Below are 15,682 nucleotides of genomic sequence, written 5' to 3' on the forward strand. Positions count from 1 at the left end.
TGGGCATAAATATCACCGAACAATATACACCCTCCTACGAGGCTCGATATACATCTTTTTATCAACAGGCTTATTAACATTTGTGGATGGCTTTTTAAACTTCATTTCTTCGTATTGATCCAGTAAATCATAAATCGTTAATTGACCTTGCTGTTGCATGTACTCAAAGTGTGTCATTGATATATCCCCTTTACCACAACAAACAGTTATCGATTGTCGGACTTGTATTTGATTGTGAATGGCCATCACGTTCTTTCAACCAATTGTAGAAAGGCACAGGACGTTCTTTAAATGGAGTTTCTTCTATAGATGAAGATTTATTTGACTTACTACTTAATCGCTCCACAGCCTTGTTATAAGCCCCTACAAATACGGCTCTTAATGTACTTGTAACCGTCAATATTCCTTCTTTAATATCCATAGCAATTTTGAATAGTACGTTCTTAGCTTTAATGAAGTCAGTTGTACTTTGAATTTGAGTAGCTAATACAACTTTGTGCAATTCATCTTTTAAGTTATCTGCTAATGGCAGTGAGTGCATGAAATCAAATAGCATTTGCTGATACTCATTCATGTATTCTTTTTTCTCTTCAGCTTGCAAAGCCAATTCATTTTCAAGACTCATAATATTATTTGCTTGTTTAGAACTTAAAAGATTAAAAGAATTAAATGCTTGGTTTTCAGATTGTGGACGGCAAACCGCGTCATTACTAGCTTCATCGACTGTCTCTCGTTGGGACACGCTCGATGGGACATAAGGTAAAATGCGATAAATACTAGCACCTTTTATGCCGTTTAATTTTGTTCCTGGTAACTTTTCGATAATACCTAACTCAACCAATTTCTTTACGCTGCGATAAACAGTCTTTGTACTGATCTCCAATGATGTAGCAATTGTTGCAGCTTTCAAATGACATACTCCTGTATGCTCTAAACTGTGTGAAGCAAGTTTGAAAATGATGGCACGTTCCGATTCTGTTAAATCATAATAATGAACCGCCATGTGGTCCTCCACACTCTTATCCATATCTGTTACTGAGTTGAATGTTATGTATTGTGCTAGGTATTCGAATGCCATTTGTATTTTCACCTTCTTTCGTTATTCAATTTCGCAATTCGGTTATCAATTACGATTTAATTCTATAAATACATAATACATTTACGAAATTCGTAAGTCAAATAAAAATTGCGTAATCGAAAGAAGTATTTTATAATTTAAATACGAATAAATAAATATGGTGGTGAGTAGAATGGTGAAAAAGGTCAAACTAAGATTGAGGGTATTACTTGCAGAACGTGAGTGGGAACAGAAGGATCTAGCGGAGCGTACTACACTTTCAGCTCGTACAATAAGTGAGCTGTATAACAACAAAACTAAAAGTTACACAAAACATTCAATTGATGAACTAGTGAACGCATTTGGGATAACAGACATGAACGAACTAATGATGATAGTAGATGATGAGGAAACGGATAACTAATCACAGTTGTCTGTTTTTTATTATGTACTTTTCAATCATAATTTCCTAAAATGGAAATATAGAGGGAGGATTTTATATATGAACAAAAAATTAATTTTTAGTGCAGCATTAGTATTGAGTTTAGGATTGGCTGGTTGCGGAGCAGATTCATCTAAGGAAGATAAACCTAAAGAGGAAACAAAAACAACTGCTTCTACCGATAAAACAGTTGATAAAGAGGTTTATTTTAAAGATAACGAGGCAAAATTAGAGAGTTTAAAAATAAAAATTACCGAAACTAAAGTGATTCCAGTTGGTGAAAAAGGAAATGAACATGGGGAAAAACCTGTATTCGCAATCTGGTATGAAACAACAAATTTAATTGATGAAGGTATTGATCCAATGGACGCATGGTTTGTAGTCTTTTCAGTAATTCAAGATAACAATCCAAATGCTATCAATAAATTAGAAGTTGGATTGTTACCAGACAGTAGATTTAGAGATACTCAATTAGAAAAGATTAAAAAAGATGGAACTGTAGAAAATGCTATTGCTTATCAACTAGATGATTTAGAGACACCAGTTACGTTAGTAGCGAATCAAGGTCTTGGTGGTAAAGAATTAGGCAAACAAGAATATCAAATTAAACAATAATGAAATTTTAGTCACTCAAACGAGTGGCTTTTTTCATTACATAAAAAATAGGCACTCGTTTAATCAGTGCCTTCGTTTGTATGACTTAAAAGTAATTTCTCTACCTGTGTTTTCAGAGCCATATTAGCATAGGTAAATACTTGGTCCTCTCCAGCGGTGGCAATAATTAAATCACTAAAGTATTCATCGACCTTTACCCACTTCACGACTCTTATTTTATCTTTGGCCAACAGCCTTTTAGCATTGTAACATTCTTGTGAAATGTCTTTTAAAAGCTTATCAAGAATTGGTAAATATACTTTGCTCAACTTAAGGTTTTCAATCACTTTATAGTCACGCTGTAACGACTGAACAGCCATATCATAAACTACATATTTGTGCATTAGTCGCCTTTGTTCAAAGCTAATCATACAACCTCTCGCTCCTTGTAGAAGACTGGAACAACCGCCAATACACTATCAATCATAAATGTACGTTTGGCTTGCCTTGTAAAACAATATGCTTGGAACGAATCACCAACAATCTTAATGATTTTGATACGCCTTTTTGATACTTCACCCGACTTAGCCAAATACATCATATTCACAAATTGATTGCGTTGCATTGCTTTAATTAGTTGTTCTTTCATCATTCTACACTCCTCAAATAAGAACGTTTGTTTGTAATTATATTAGAACAGATGTTTGTATTTTGGCAAGAAAAAGTTTTTGGAAATAAAAAAATCCCAGGTTCAAAATTAATTGAGTGCCTGGGATTTATAATTATTCTTGAATTGACTCAGCATACGATAAAATACCAAGACGCTTCATTTCAGTAATTGCATTATTAGCAATTGCCTGTGTAGCATATGTGCCAGTAATAAATCGCCACTTGTTATCATCCTGAACAACTCGTACATAATCAGATTTAGCAATGTTGTATTTACCTAACGCTTGCTTAGCTGCATTCGCTTGAGCTTGTGTAGTATATGTTCCTGATTGAACTCGATACAACTTACCATCATTAACGCCTTCCACAGCTTGTTCTTTATCTTTAACGATTAGTTGGACTTTTATTTTGCTATTGCTCGGTACAATAACAGTACCTTCTAATTTGTAACCTGAAGGTACTTTCCAAGTAGTAGGTATTTCAAAATGAGGTGCATCATAGGTACTTGCTGTCCAATACCCTCCCCATGTGATATCTAACTTTTTAGCAATTGCCCCTACTCTAGAAAGAGTCTTAATATCATATAGATTTTTCGGAGGTGCTACAGCAATATCCCACGCTCTTCTTGATGTATGATTGCTTGTAAGTGTCCAAGTAACAACGGAACCAGGACGTGTTCGACCTTGTCCATATAAATAGTTTTGTCGTTCTTGCGAGCGATATGTTTCTGTAATAAAAATATCATCAATTCCGGCTTTTACACACTCCTGGAATAAAAGTCTACATGCTAATTGTGCAGCTACAGTTAATTCGCTTAAATCTCGACATGTTTCCGTTACGCTAACCATTACTTTTCACCGTCCTTTTTATTTTCTAATTCTTTATCAACGTTTTTACCAGCTAATTCATTTAGAACTTCATTCGAAAATTTCTCTTCTGATTGATTCTCAATGACTTTTAACTTCTCTGCTAACTGTTGAGGCACTAATACTCCAAGTTGCGCCATGTTCTCTACAATGGACAAAGCCTCATTTGCAATATAAAAAAGTACCGTCGCAAATGTGAGTGTTCCATTTAACGACAGCACTTGATCGATTATATTTGCTGTGATTACAACGATTAAAACTAGTAACTTACGAGCGTAGCCAAAAAGTGATTTACGGCTCCACAGGTTACCATTTTTAATGGCTTTAAAAATCCCTGTTAAAATGTCTAATCCCATTAACAATAACAACAGGTGTAGGAATTTCACCCCACCAAATAAATATAAATGTGCTACTTCTAAATAATCCAAATCCATTCCTCCCATATTGTCACTCCTTATTTCTGCATAATAAAAGCCCTCCACAATCATCTGTGGAAGGCATAAAAAATAACGCTAAGCTTCTGCTTGCGTTTTTATAGTAAATTTTTAATTATTCGTATCCATCCAAAAATAGAAGTCCATAAAATAATACTTAATATTAAGCCGTTAAAGACCCCTATAAAAAATCTATTTTCCATATCAATCACTCCTTATGGGATTAAGGATTGGAAAATAAAAAGGTTTTTAAACAGTTGATGCTTCTACTTGGTTTTGATGTTCGTCTATTAATGTACATAACTCTTTATATTCGTTTTGCGTGATACGTTTTGTCAGAACAAATAAATCCATGCTTGTTAACAATTCATTCTTTTGCGTCTCTGTCATGTTTTCTCGTTCTGCCAACTTTTTGCAAGCTCGATAAGTAAGGCTATTCATGCTTATACCTCCATCTCTTTCATAGAAATAAGCGTTTCTGTATTAACTAAAATCTTAGCTTGTATTTCATCTATCTGTGGTTCTGTTGGTGTTGGTTCAACTATGACTGGTGCTGTAAATTCGCCTGTTTCCTTGTTATAGTCCCAACCCTCTTGAATATCATCTCGTCCTGTAATATCAACTAGAACAATATCAGGTGCAAAGTCTGGCTTTCCCTCTGCTTCAAAAATCCAATACGCTTTATTGTACAAAACTTGTGCAAATTTCATATATTATCACCTCACCATTCCACAAGTACATGTCCATTTTTACCAGCGTTACCAGTTAAACCAGTATCACCATCAATCCTACCTGGTTGAGCTCCTTGACCACCATTTCCACCGCCTCCACCAGAACCTGCGCCGCCAGGTCCGAAATAGAAAAGGGGGGTTCTGAATTTTTCTATAGTTCCAATACCTCCTGCACCTCTATTATAAGAGGTACCAGCACCTCCAGAATTTCCTTTAACTCCTTCTACAGAATCATAGAAACTAGTGCCAGTGCTTCCAATAGCACCAGCACCACCATTGCCACCACTAGCATTACCATTAGTATTACCCATACCGCCTTGACCTCCGGCACCACCATTGCCACCGATTAGAGTAAATACAGAACCAAACGATGTTACTCCACCTGTACCACCTGTACCACCAGTAGATCCTCTTTCGCCATGAGTTATTGCTTCAGCACCTCCACCACCACCGACACCACCAACCCCAATAACTATATTGTATTGGTTGCCTGGCTGTACTGATATAGCTCTCCTAAAGCAACTAGATCCACCGGCGCCTTGACCTCCGGCACCACCGCCTCCACCAGCGCCACCTGTATTTCCACCACCGCCTCCTCCACCCACCTGCACATTAGTTCTTTTATTATAAAGGAAAGCGTGACTAAAATAATAGTGTGATACATTGCGTTGTTTGGAGAAGCATCGCTCGACTCCTGCGGGAAAGCGAGACAGACGAGACCCCGCACGAAGCGAAGCGTAGGAGGAGGCTCGGCGCTCGCCCGCGGAAAGCGAGCGGAATGCTTCGGAAAACAACAGTAGAGTCACAGTGCCAAATGAAAAAAGCGAGGTATTCAACGATTAAATCGTTGAATACCTCGCAATGTGAGAAGATATGGGCTTTTTCAGTGCCCTCCATTAAATGAGATCTCTCTTGTTGTTACTTGGCTGCTCCTTGCTTCAAGTTACCTGTCTTTTGGTCATAGAAGCGGAGTAAATCACCGTTAATGATGGCATCCGAACTTTCAAGTTCTTTCGTAGCTCGATCAGCGTATGGCTGACATGGCTCACCATCAATTTCTTCACCAGTTGCTTTGTCATAACAAGCTTCACCAGCATATAAATATTTATCTGTTACAAAACGACCATCGCGGAAAACAATGAAGTCTTCATGCTCTGGTGAGAATAGGTCTGCACCAAGTTGCATATCTTTTGACGTTTCAACGCCAAGAAGGTGTAGAATTGTTGGACGTAAATCCATTTGTCCAGCAATCTCTGTCATTTCTTTACCATCACCTGATCCAGGAATATGGATAAATAAAGGTACTTCTTGTAGCATTGCATTATCAAATGGTGTAATGCTATCTTTTCCTAAATATTGAGCCATCGCTTTGTTGTGATTTTCTGAAATACCGTAATGGTCACCATACATGACAATAATAGAGTTATCATATACACCTTGATCTTTTAAACTTTGGAAGAAGTCTTTAAGTGCTTCATCCATATAACGAACTGTTTGGAAATAACGATTTAATGTACCTGAGTTTGAAGTGTATTCAGGAATCATTACGTCTTCTGGATCCAATGTGAATGGATAATGGTTCGTTAAAGTAATTAGTCGAGAATAGAACGGCTGTGGCATATCTTTCATTAATGCTGCAGATTGCTCTACGAATGGGATATCTTTCATACCCCAGTTAACAGCTTGCCCTTCGCCAATCTTATATGAATCTATGTCATAGAATTTATTAATGTGTAATGATTGATACATTATGTCACGGTTCCAGAATGATTTATTATTCGGATGCATGACATTTGTAAAGTAGCCATTATCACCAAGACGCTCAGCCATTGAGTTATACGTATTTCCACCATGTGTGAAGAATACCGCACCACGACCTAAGCCGAACAATGAGTTTTCTAAAATAAACTCCGAGTCAGAAGTTTTCCCTAATCCAGTTTGGTGATAGAAGTTGCTGAAATAATACGTATCTTTATCTTTTGTTAAAGAGTTTAAGAACGGTGTAATTTCATGACCATCCATTTGGTTATTAATCACAAAGTTCTGTAAAGACTCCATTGATACAACAATCAAATTACGACCTTTGTATTTACCAAACATTTCAGGGTTGACTGCTGCTTGATTAGAACGAATATAGTTGTTCACTTCTACTAATTCACTGCCATCCGCTAATGCACGTTGAGCAGAAGATTTTGATTGAATATAAATGTCATATAAATGGTAGTTATAAGTACCGATGTTTTTTACAAGTAATTCACGATCAAAGCTACGTGTTAACAATTGTGGACGCTCTGTTTCAGCTAATCCTAGGTTTAAGAACGACACAGCAATCGCTAATACGAAGTACGCACGGCGGAATTCCACGTTTACTTTTACTGCATCTTTCATCATAGGCAAATATTTATTAGCTAAAATAAGAATAAGTACGTCAACGAAATATAATAAATCCCAAGGGCTAACAATCGCTGCTACTGAAGTTCCTAAATCCCCAAAGTTATTTGTTTGGAATAATACCGGTAACGTAATAAAGTCGTTGTAGAAGCGATAGAACGCAACATTGCCGTATAAGACGATTGACAAGATAACACTGATAGTTATTATATAACGACTTTTAACTTTTGGCGATTTAAAGAATAACGATATACCATAAGCAAATAGCACGAAGCTTAATGGATTAATTAACAAAATAAATTGTTGCATCGCATTTTCGATTTTCATCTCAAAGCTTGTGTGATAAACAATGACCGTTTTTATCCAAGTTGCTACGATTGCTAGTATCATAAATGAATGTTTAGGCCACTTTATTGATTTCATCCTTAACATCCTCCCTACTTTCTTACAAAAAAATAATATTTTTAACAATTTGTTACTGAAACAAAATATATCTTAATCCATTTTTTACAGATAATCAATAGATATATTTTAGGAAAAACTGTGCCCCTTGTTCGTAAATGGGCCGGATAGTAATATATACGTTTTCGTTTGTAAAAAGTTTCGTAAATCATAAAAACAGTGGAAAACCACTGTTTTTTAAGAATATTACATACATATTACATTATCTTTACAATACCACAAATAAATTATATTTAAAACATTACTTATTATTTTCTTTCATGCGCAGCTTTGTTGTTTCTTGTCGAATTAGTAATAATGCCATTTGGTAATCTTTAATATCTAGTACATTCGCTTTATACAACTCACGAATTTCATCCTCCATTAACATCAAATCACCAATGGGATCTCGTGTGTAAATATAAGTACCATATGTTTTTAATAATTCATAAATATCTAACATTTTATCCATTTTTGTTCGCTCCTCGTTGTGTTACACAGTCAATACGTTTTGTCGGTGTCACAATGATATCTACTGGGCAATCGTGTGCCTCTGTAGGTACACGTTCATATAGCTGCTCATTAAATAACAAAGACATGAGCTTACCCTTTGTATAGTTTAATACATAGCGATCATAATAACCACCGCCATAGCCTATACGATAGCCGAGCTTATCAAAAACAACTCCTGGAACAAGTATGACGTCCATTTCATTTGCGTCAACAAACTCACACTGCTCTGGAATTGGCTCACGCAAATGCATATACACAGTTTCTAGCTGGGCAAACGAGTCAATGGCATAAAAAAACATTTCTCTTGTTTTTGAGTTGCATTTAGGCACAGCGACTTTTTTACCAAGTTGCCATAGTTCTTCAATTAATTGAATTGTGTCGACTTCTGGCTTATTGGAAATAGTAATGCCAATTGTAGTTGCTTCTATTATATATGGTTCCTGTAGCACTTTTTTAACTACAGCATTTGATTGATCGCGGTAAGCTACTTCGCTAATTTTTGCAAGAGCTTCCTTTACCTCGTTCCGCAAAGTTGTTTTTTCCATGCTAAGCTACCTCCTAAAATGTAGAAAGCCAAAACCACAAGTGGTTTTGGCTTAATGAGCGATTACTTAGTTTCACGGTGAAGAGTGTATTTCTTCTCGCGAGAGCAATATTTTTTAAGTTCAAGACGCTCTGGATTGTTACGCTTGTTCTTTTTAGAAATGTAGTTACGTTCGCCGCAATCTGTGCAAGCTAAAGTAATGTTTACGCGCATTATTAACCCTCCCACTCTATATCAAGAATTTAAATTTTGAGCATGATTTATACGACTAACCCATTATAACATAAAATAAAAAAAAATCTAGCTTCATTTCATATTAAGTTTGCATATGGTAAAATACCTTATAATTACATACTTAATGAGGTGAAACTATTGGATTTATCCATCATACTTATGATTGTAGGGATTCTTCTAATTATTACTTCGTTCTTTTTCAAAAATAGCGCGAAAAAGGTCGAACAAGATGTAGAGGAGCTATCCATCTCTATTTTTCAAGAAACAAATAATTTAAAACGTCGTCTGAAAATTGTTGAGGAAGAACTGTTATTAGAGCCAGAGTTCCAGGTTAAATCACCGCCAGCACAAAATAACGCGATACCAAACCCAAAAGTTCAACAAGTTATGCAAGCTGTTCAACAGGCTGCTCAGGCATCGAAAACAGGACAGGCTGCACCAAAAACGAAACCTATACATCAAATTATTGTAAGTCAGGTGCTTGAACTAAATAAGCAGGGTCTATCTACAGCAGATATCAGTATTCGTTCAAATTTAACTGAAGAGCAAGTCCGCCAAGTAATTGCAAACGGAGGTCGGTAATTCATGAAAATGTCCGCTATCCGTGCATTTGGTATTGCGCTTTTTCTTGTCGGAGCTTTGCTAGCTTTAGCGGCGCGTTTCGATCTCAATATCGGTCTTCCAACTAAAGCTTCCCCAAATGCAGAAAATGTTGAGGAGTTGCAAAAAAAGCTCGACCAGGCAAATAAAGAAATTGCATTATTAAAGGAACACGCTAAGCAACCTTCAAAGGAAACGAAGACAGATACTCCTAAAACAACGGCTAAAGAAAATCAAAAATCAGCAGGTGCACCGGCAAAAGCTACAACTATGTCACTCCAAATTTACAGTGGTATCACACCATATATCGTGGCGCAAAAGCTTGAAGATGGTGGTATTATTGACAATAGTGTTGAAATGGAACTGCTACTTGCTAACCCTAAATACGCGCGAAGCTTACAAATTGGCTCTTACGAAGTCAATTCTTCGATGTCTTTAGAGGAAATTGCAAAATTAATTACCGGGAAAAAGCAATAATAGTACGATTCGATTAATAAAGAAGGCTGTCATCAAAAATCACAACTACTGATTTTCGATGACAGCCTCTTTTGTTTCATTTATGAAATTTGTTCGATGAAAGCTCGCATCATGATACTGCCATCTTTTGTCCCAATGGATTCTGGATGAAATTGCAGCCCAAAGAGTGGGTACTCCTTATGTTGAATTGCCATAATTTCACTATCATCACTAGACTTTGCTAAAATATTAAAATCCTCATGTAACGTGCTTTGCTCAATGACGAGAGAATGATAACGCATTACTTCGATTTTACCGTCTAACTGAGCAAATAAGCCTGCTTTTTCATATTGAATAGGTGATAATTTTCCATGCATTATATTTTTAGCTTGAACAATGTTTCCTCCAAATGCTTGCCCTATCGATTGGTGTCCAAGACAAATGCCCAAAATCGGAAACTTCGTATAAAGCTCTTTGATGACATCCACTGTTATTCCTGCATCAATCGGCCTACCTGGGCCGGGTGATAAAATAATGGCTTCAGGTTGCATTTTCTGAATGTCTTCAATTGTTATTTCATCATTCCGTACTACTTTTACATTTTTCCCAAGCATTCGTATTTGCTGAAATAAATTATATGTGAATGAATCATAGTTATCGATCAGTAAAATCATTTTTTCACCTCCAATAACGCTCGAGCTTTATTTAACGTTTCTTCGTATTCAGACAAGGGCACTGAATCGTAAACAATACCAGCACCTGCCTGTACATGGGCACGATGATCCTTGATGACCATTGTTCGAATGGCTAAAGCTAAATCCATATCACCTGTAGCAGAAATATAGCCTACCGCACCTGCATAGACACCACGCTTCACAGGCTCGAGCTCATTGATAAGTTGCATAGCACGAATTTTCGGCGCACCTGATACTGTACCAGCAGGTAAGCAAGCTCGAAGAACATCCAAAACATGTACATCATCATGTAATTCTCCGATAACCTCTGATACAATATGCATAACATGTTTATATCGCTCAATATGCATATATTTCATCAATTTTACTGAACCCACTTTGGCAATACGTCCAAGATCATTTCGCCCTAAATCCACCAGCATCCGATGTTCAGCGATTTCTTTTTCATCATTTAAGAGACCTTCCGCAATCACGTTATCCTGCTCCACAGTTTTACCCCTTGGCTTCGTACCAGCTATAGGATTGGTCGTTACCTTTCGCTCTTTCACCTTAACGAGACTTTCAGGAGATGTTCCTAAAATGGTATACGTGCCGAAATCCATATAGAACATATATGGTGAAGGGTTAGAAGTACGTAATTGACGATATAAAGCAAAAGGGTTACCTGTATATGGTGAAGTGAAGCGTTGTGATAAAACAATCTGAAAAATATCGCCTTTACGAATATGCTGTTTGGCACATTCAACCAATGCTACAAAATTTTCTTTGGCGATCATTGGTCTGAAATCTAGCTTTCCAAACGTCGTATCGTCAAATGTTGATCCAGCATATAGCTGCTCCTTTATCATAGAAATAGCCAATTCCATCGCTTCAAGAGAACGCCCTTCATCAAATAAATCGATTGCCGCTAATGTAATCTCTTGCTTTAAATGATCAAAAACAATGAATGTATCATAGAAAAAAATATGGACATCCGGCATTTCTAAATCATCCTGTAAGTATTCGCCTATTTTTTCTGAATAAAATGCTGTTTCGTAACCAAAGAAACCAATTGCTCCTCCAAAAAAGGCAAACGGGTATTGCGCCTGATGAAACGGCATAACTTGCTGTAATTTTTCTAATACATTGGCACTCGATTTTTCTGTTTCTCCACCTTTGGAAAAAGAATAACCATTCTTATCTCCAATCAATTCTGCAATTGGATTGACGGCTATAAATGAGTAACGTCCACTTTCTTCATGCTTGGCAGACGACTCGAAAAGCATCTTATGCTCCCCTTCAAGTGATTGATAAACGGAAATTGGCGTCATCATATCACCCTGTAATACCTTCATGGCAAACTTTCTAAGCTCAACTGTCATACTCTTTCTCTCCTCTTCTTTGCTCTGCTCTTCTACACCAAAATAATCAATTAGGCTTCGGCGAAATGGACGCTTTCGCTTCTATAAACATTGCGTCCGGAATTTGAAACTGTGTAAAACACTATTCATTCAGCCAAACCATATAAAAAGGCCTTTCCATCGCAAAAGGACGGAAAAGCCGTGGTGCCACCTTCATTGGTCTTTATTAATTATGCCCCAGCATAATTACATTCAACTGACGTTTGAATACTCGCTGAAGGAGTTAAAAGACCCACTCTATACCCTGTAACGTAGGCAGACGCTAATCCATACTTTATTCAGGATTAGAGCTCCGAAGTCCATTCACTATTTATTTGTACTAGTTTCCACCAAGCACTAGCTCTCTATAACAAATAATAATAGTTACTACTCTTCATCAAAGCTGATAACATGTATTCATTGTAAAGCAAATAAACTAACAATTCAATTTATTTTTTATTACGAAACCATTCATCTTCAGCTGGATTTGCTAGTATAATAGTTAGTTCTTGAAAGATTTGACGTATAGCAAATAAAATATCTTGTCGCACATTTAGCATCTCCGCCGTATCATTTGTTGTTACATAGAAACGCACAAGGACACGATACGAGGTTGGATAAAACTCATCTATAAATACATGAATCATTTCTTTTTCTGTTTGAGCATGCAAATAAATTTCCTTTTGAATGGTACTTAAAGCACTTCGTAGTTTTTCCTCTTCATTTTCAGCAGCTACAAATAAAAATTGCTCACATTTTCGTTTTTCTCGTCTCGATAAATTATAGATTGGTCGATTTACCAAATAGGAGTTAGGTACATATACTAGACCTTTATCCCCCGTTTGAATTAAAGTACTTCGAAGATTAATATCTTCGATAGTTCCTTCAATTTTTTGGTCCTCCGTTGCTATCCAATCGCCGATTTGAAAGGGGTTATCTAATGCGACTGACATCCCACCAAAAACATGTGCTAGTGTATCTCGAATACCAAAAGCAATCGCGACACCAGTTAAGCCAATCCCGGTTAAAAAGCCATTCAAATTAAAATCCCAAAAAGAAGCAATCGTAAACATTGCCAATATCATAATGAGCACTTTTCCTATACGAAGGAAAAAAGGTAATAGAACATTTGGTTCTTCATCGTTATTCAACGGCAGTGGCTGCTTTGTATAATAATTTAAAACATCGTATACGCCTTTGAACGCAAAAAAGACCATAATAGACCATACAAAATTTTTAGTTGCTACATGTGTAAATAAAAAGATTTCTAATAAAATTGATAAGCTGAGTACAATTATTGCAGACATAAATGCATAGCGAATCGCTTTATTAAATTGTGCGAGTACTGTTGCCTGAAAGTAACGCTGACGATTTCTCAAAAATGTAACAGTACGATTAATAATTTTCTTTATAACAAACTGCTGAAAAAGCCAACCAATTACACAAAGTGCAACGGCAATAATAATTTCCATCCACGTTGGGGTTGAAATATTAGGTAATATCCATTTCAATGAATTCATATTTCATTCTCCTCTAACTACTATGTATATTCACAGAAAAGGAGCCGATCAGCAATGACGATCAGCTCCGTTTTTATTGAATTGCATCATCCGCAAAAAAAGCCTTATTAGCAAACCAAAATTGCTGCTCATTAAAATTATGTTCATGCATAACGATGACCGAAAATTCAGCATGGTACTTACGCTTCATTTCCTCAAGTACAGCCTTTGCTTGCTTTTCAACAAGATGCTGCCCATCAATAGGAGTGCCTTCTGTAAAAATAATAATATCTGCTTCTGTACAATGTTGATTTTCTTGGAGCAAGCCCTTTACAAAATGGAGCACAGGCAGAATTTCCGCTTCTCCCTTTGCCCTATAATTTATAAAACCCTTAAAATCGGATAAATTTAAATGGCCGCCTTCAAATCGAAAATGTACATGAACTTGACAGTCATATGGAACGATATATAAATCTCGACGTTCACGATGCGCACTCATAAATAACGGTAAAATTATGCTCTTACAAAGGTCAGAATATGCCGCCATACCCGTTGTTTGCTCAAGGCAGATAATAATTGGACCTGTTTCTTTTTTATATTCATCAAACGGAACATATAGGATATTTCCTTTTTTTATGGTTTGACGATTAAGCTTTCGACGCCTAGCTATATGCCACTTTCGCTCATTATACAAGCGCTGCTCTTTTCCATTGGCCAATCGTTCGGCATGCTCAACAGCTGGTATATTTTCATAAATTTCATGCATGATATCTGCCAATTCAAGTGCAAATGCTGCCATACTTCGCAATGTTTCACTCTTGTAAAAAAAATCTATAAAAAAATGTTGTTCGATGTTACTTAATTCCTCAAGATGTAAGTTTTCATATAGAAAACGAAAAAAGTCACATTGTTCTGACGTGAATGCCAGATCAAATTTCTCTAAGAGTGATTCTACAGCGTCTTTCACAAGCAGCACCTCTTCAACACAATTTTTCGGATAATGTCTATAGTATAACCAAAATAATTTTTTGACAATACAATAACGCTTGCAGTATTTTGACGCTATTTTTAATAAAATGTTGCTGTTACTTAGTATTATTAAAATACGGCTTTTCAGCAAGGCGAGGGGTGATTTCCGTTCCGACTGAGCGCTCCGCTTTCGCACATTTTCAACACTATGAAAAAAAGAGCCTATAATTGGCTCTTATCAGACCGTAAAACAAACGTTCCTCCTAATGAATAAAGTTTTATATTTACTCATACTGTCGATAGGAACTGTTGATTCACGGAGAGTGGCGACTCTAGCGGGATGAGCTTGAGCAGAAAGCCCCGCAGGAACGAAGTGACGAGGAGGTTGAGGCCAAGCCAGCGGAAAGCGCCAACTAAGAGTGAAAATCAACCTTTGTTTTTTTGATACACTTTATGTCGACAAATTAAAAAGAGCCTATAACTGGCTCTTCTGTTACTAATTATTTAATTCATAATGTTTACCTTTGACTAAATAAAATAAGTGTTCAGCAATATTTGTTGCATGGTCAGCTGAGCGCTCTAAATATCGGCAAACAAAGGTTAAATGTGTGATTTGAGAAATATGTGCTGGATTTTCTGCACCGGCGCGCATCAATAGCGTGATTGTCGCTCCATATAAATCATCGACGTAATCATCTAGTTCAGCAATTTCCTTGGCATGAACAGTATCTTCCTCTGTAAAAGCTTTGATAATACTTTCTAGCATTTCAACTGTCTTGTTACACATCGTTTGCAAATTTGATGTAGGGAAGACAAGTGGTTCTTTGCCGATACGAATCGTCTCTTTTGCAATATTTACTGCATAGTCCCCTACTCTTTCCATATCAGATGCTGCTTTGACTAGCACCATAAGACGACGTAAATCAGTAGCTACAGGCTGCTGCTTAGCAATCATTAAAATAATATGGTCATTGATTTCCTCTTCAAGACGATTGATGATGATATCGTCCTCAAGAATCTTCAAGGATGCCTCTAAATCTTGATTTAATAATGCTTCAAATGCTATTTTAAGAGCATTGATACTACTATTGGCTATCTCGATAAACTGTTCTTGGACTTCTTTTAATTCCTGTTCGAAACGTTCGCGCACTACCATCTAGTCTCCCCC

The 15,682-nt window shown here is 36.6% G+C and carries 22 protein-coding genes and 1 other annotated feature; of the genes, 4 read left to right on the plus strand and 18 right to left on the minus strand.

Annotation, left to right across the window (positions count from 1 at the left end; translation table 11 throughout):
* Positions 1-12: 12 nt before the first annotated feature.
* Both MY533_RS14160 and MY533_RS14165 read right to left on the minus strand, forming a co-directional pair.
* Complete coding sequence (locus MY533_RS14160; RefSeq protein WP_248716479.1) at positions 13-177, minus strand: hypothetical protein; 165 nt, start codon at positions 175-177, stop codon at positions 13-15.
* A gap of 13 nt (positions 178-190) precedes the next feature.
* On the minus strand, positions 191-1,078 hold the full coding sequence (locus MY533_RS14165) for a helix-turn-helix domain-containing protein (RefSeq protein ID WP_248716480.1): 888 nt from the start codon (positions 1,076-1,078) through the stop codon (positions 191-193).
* 172 nt (positions 1,079-1,250) lie between these two features.
* Here MY533_RS14165 and MY533_RS14170 point away from each other — a divergent pair, with 172 nt between their 5' ends.
* Both MY533_RS14170 and MY533_RS14175 read left to right on the plus strand, forming a co-directional pair.
* Positions 1,251-1,481: a helix-turn-helix domain-containing protein gene (locus MY533_RS14170; RefSeq protein WP_248716481.1), complete on the plus strand. Its 231-nt coding sequence runs from the start codon at positions 1,251-1,253 to the stop codon at positions 1,479-1,481.
* A gap of 78 nt (positions 1,482-1,559) precedes the next feature.
* On the plus strand, positions 1,560-2,114 hold the full coding sequence (locus tag MY533_RS14175) for a DUF5067 domain-containing protein (protein WP_248716482.1): 555 nt from the start codon (positions 1,560-1,562) through the stop codon (positions 2,112-2,114).
* A 59-nt stretch (positions 2,115-2,173) separates the two neighbouring features.
* Here MY533_RS14175 and MY533_RS14180 read toward each other — a convergent pair whose 3' ends face one another.
* The 11 genes from MY533_RS14180 to rpmG form a co-directional block, all read right to left on the minus strand.
* Positions 2,174-2,524 carry a YhjD family protein gene (locus tag MY533_RS14180; RefSeq protein ID WP_248716483.1) on the minus strand — a complete coding sequence of 117 codons (351 nt, stop codon included), beginning with the start codon at positions 2,522-2,524 and terminating at the stop codon, positions 2,174-2,176.
* Positions 2,521-2,742, minus strand: a complete 222-nt coding sequence (locus MY533_RS14185; RefSeq protein WP_248719216.1) for a transcriptional regulator — start codon at positions 2,740-2,742, stop codon at positions 2,521-2,523. The genes MY533_RS14180 and MY533_RS14185 overlap by 4 nt, the downstream gene beginning before the upstream one ends.
* A 133-nt stretch (positions 2,743-2,875) precedes the next feature.
* The gene (locus tag MY533_RS14190) at positions 2,876-3,610 is read right to left on the minus strand and encodes a M15 family metallopeptidase (RefSeq protein ID WP_248716484.1); all 735 of its coding nucleotides are present in this window, start codon (positions 3,608-3,610) and stop codon (positions 2,876-2,878) included.
* A complete protein-coding gene (locus MY533_RS14195) occupies positions 3,610-4,062 on the minus strand; it encodes a phage holin family protein (protein ID WP_371873356.1) in 453 nt (150 codons plus the stop codon). The genes MY533_RS14190 and MY533_RS14195 overlap by 1 nt, the downstream gene beginning before the upstream one ends.
* A 249-nt stretch (positions 4,063-4,311) precedes the next feature.
* A complete protein-coding gene (locus MY533_RS14200; RefSeq protein ID WP_248716486.1) occupies positions 4,312-4,503 on the minus strand; it encodes a hypothetical protein in 192 nt (63 codons plus the stop codon).
* A 2-nt stretch (positions 4,504-4,505) separates the two neighbouring features.
* A complete protein-coding gene (locus MY533_RS14205) occupies positions 4,506-4,772 on the minus strand; it encodes a hypothetical protein (protein ID WP_248716487.1) in 267 nt (88 codons plus the stop codon).
* 11 nt (positions 4,773-4,783) lie between these two features.
* On the minus strand, positions 4,784-5,404 hold the full coding sequence (locus tag MY533_RS14210) for a hypothetical protein (protein WP_248716488.1): 621 nt from the start codon (positions 5,402-5,404) through the stop codon (positions 4,784-4,786).
* 307 nt (positions 5,405-5,711) lie between these two features.
* The gene (locus MY533_RS14215) at positions 5,712-7,607 is read right to left on the minus strand and encodes an LTA synthase family protein (RefSeq protein WP_248716489.1); all 1,896 of its coding nucleotides are present in this window, start codon (positions 7,605-7,607) and stop codon (positions 5,712-5,714) included.
* 280 nt (positions 7,608-7,887) lie between these two features.
* Positions 7,888-8,097 (minus strand): YqgQ family protein, encoded by a 210-nt coding sequence (locus tag MY533_RS14220; protein ID WP_132356742.1) that lies wholly within the window; start codon positions 8,095-8,097, stop codon positions 7,888-7,890.
* Positions 8,090-8,683 carry a 5-formyltetrahydrofolate cyclo-ligase gene (locus MY533_RS14225; RefSeq protein WP_248716490.1) on the minus strand — a complete coding sequence of 198 codons (594 nt, stop codon included), beginning with the start codon at positions 8,681-8,683 and terminating at the stop codon, positions 8,090-8,092. Before MY533_RS14225 ends, MY533_RS14220 begins: the two co-directional genes overlap by 8 nt.
* Before the next feature lie 62 nt (positions 8,684-8,745).
* Positions 8,746-8,895: a 50S ribosomal protein L33 gene (gene rpmG, locus MY533_RS14230; protein WP_008408521.1), complete on the minus strand. Its 150-nt coding sequence runs from the start codon at positions 8,893-8,895 to the stop codon at positions 8,746-8,748.
* 150 nt (positions 8,896-9,045) lie between these two features.
* Here rpmG and MY533_RS14235 point away from each other — a divergent pair, with 150 nt between their 5' ends.
* Both MY533_RS14235 and MY533_RS14240 read left to right on the plus strand, forming a co-directional pair.
* The gene (locus MY533_RS14235; RefSeq protein ID WP_337993628.1) at positions 9,046-9,498 is read left to right on the plus strand and encodes a hypothetical protein; all 453 of its coding nucleotides are present in this window, start codon (positions 9,046-9,048) and stop codon (positions 9,496-9,498) included.
* Between the two features lie 3 nt (positions 9,499-9,501).
* Positions 9,502-9,993 carry a hypothetical protein gene (locus tag MY533_RS14240; RefSeq protein WP_248716492.1) on the plus strand — a complete coding sequence of 164 codons (492 nt, stop codon included), beginning with the start codon at positions 9,502-9,504 and terminating at the stop codon, positions 9,991-9,993.
* An 80-nt stretch (positions 9,994-10,073) separates the two neighbouring features.
* Here the strand turns inward: MY533_RS14240 and MY533_RS14245 are convergent, their stop codons facing one another.
* From MY533_RS14245 to phoU, 5 genes are all read right to left on the minus strand, one after another.
* Positions 10,074-10,646 carry an anthranilate synthase component II gene (locus MY533_RS14245; protein WP_248716493.1) on the minus strand — a complete coding sequence of 191 codons (573 nt, stop codon included), beginning with the start codon at positions 10,644-10,646 and terminating at the stop codon, positions 10,074-10,076.
* Positions 10,643-12,028, minus strand: a complete 1,386-nt coding sequence (gene trpE / locus MY533_RS14250) for an anthranilate synthase component I (RefSeq protein WP_248716494.1) — start codon at positions 12,026-12,028, stop codon at positions 10,643-10,645. Before trpE ends, MY533_RS14245 begins: the two co-directional genes overlap by 4 nt.
* 162 nt (positions 12,029-12,190) lie before the next feature.
* Positions 12,191-12,456: a binding site (T-box leader), on the minus strand.
* Between the two features lie 39 nt (positions 12,457-12,495).
* Complete coding sequence (locus MY533_RS14255) at positions 12,496-13,566, minus strand: mechanosensitive ion channel family protein (protein ID WP_248716495.1); 1,071 nt, start codon at positions 13,564-13,566, stop codon at positions 12,496-12,498.
* Positions 13,567-13,639: 73 nt separating this feature from the next.
* Positions 13,640-14,512: a vWA domain-containing protein gene (locus MY533_RS14260; protein ID WP_248716496.1), complete on the minus strand. Its 873-nt coding sequence runs from the start codon at positions 14,510-14,512 to the stop codon at positions 13,640-13,642.
* Between the two features lie 498 nt (positions 14,513-15,010).
* Entirely contained in the window at positions 15,011-15,670 is a 660-nt protein-coding gene (gene phoU / locus MY533_RS14265; RefSeq protein WP_132356750.1) for a phosphate signaling complex protein PhoU, read from the minus strand.
* Positions 15,671-15,682: the final 12 nt, after the last annotated feature.

It is taken from the genome of Lysinibacillus sp. Ag94, assembly GCF_023242215.1.
Taxonomy (GTDB): Bacteria; Bacillota; Bacilli; order Bacillales_A; family Planococcaceae; genus Lysinibacillus.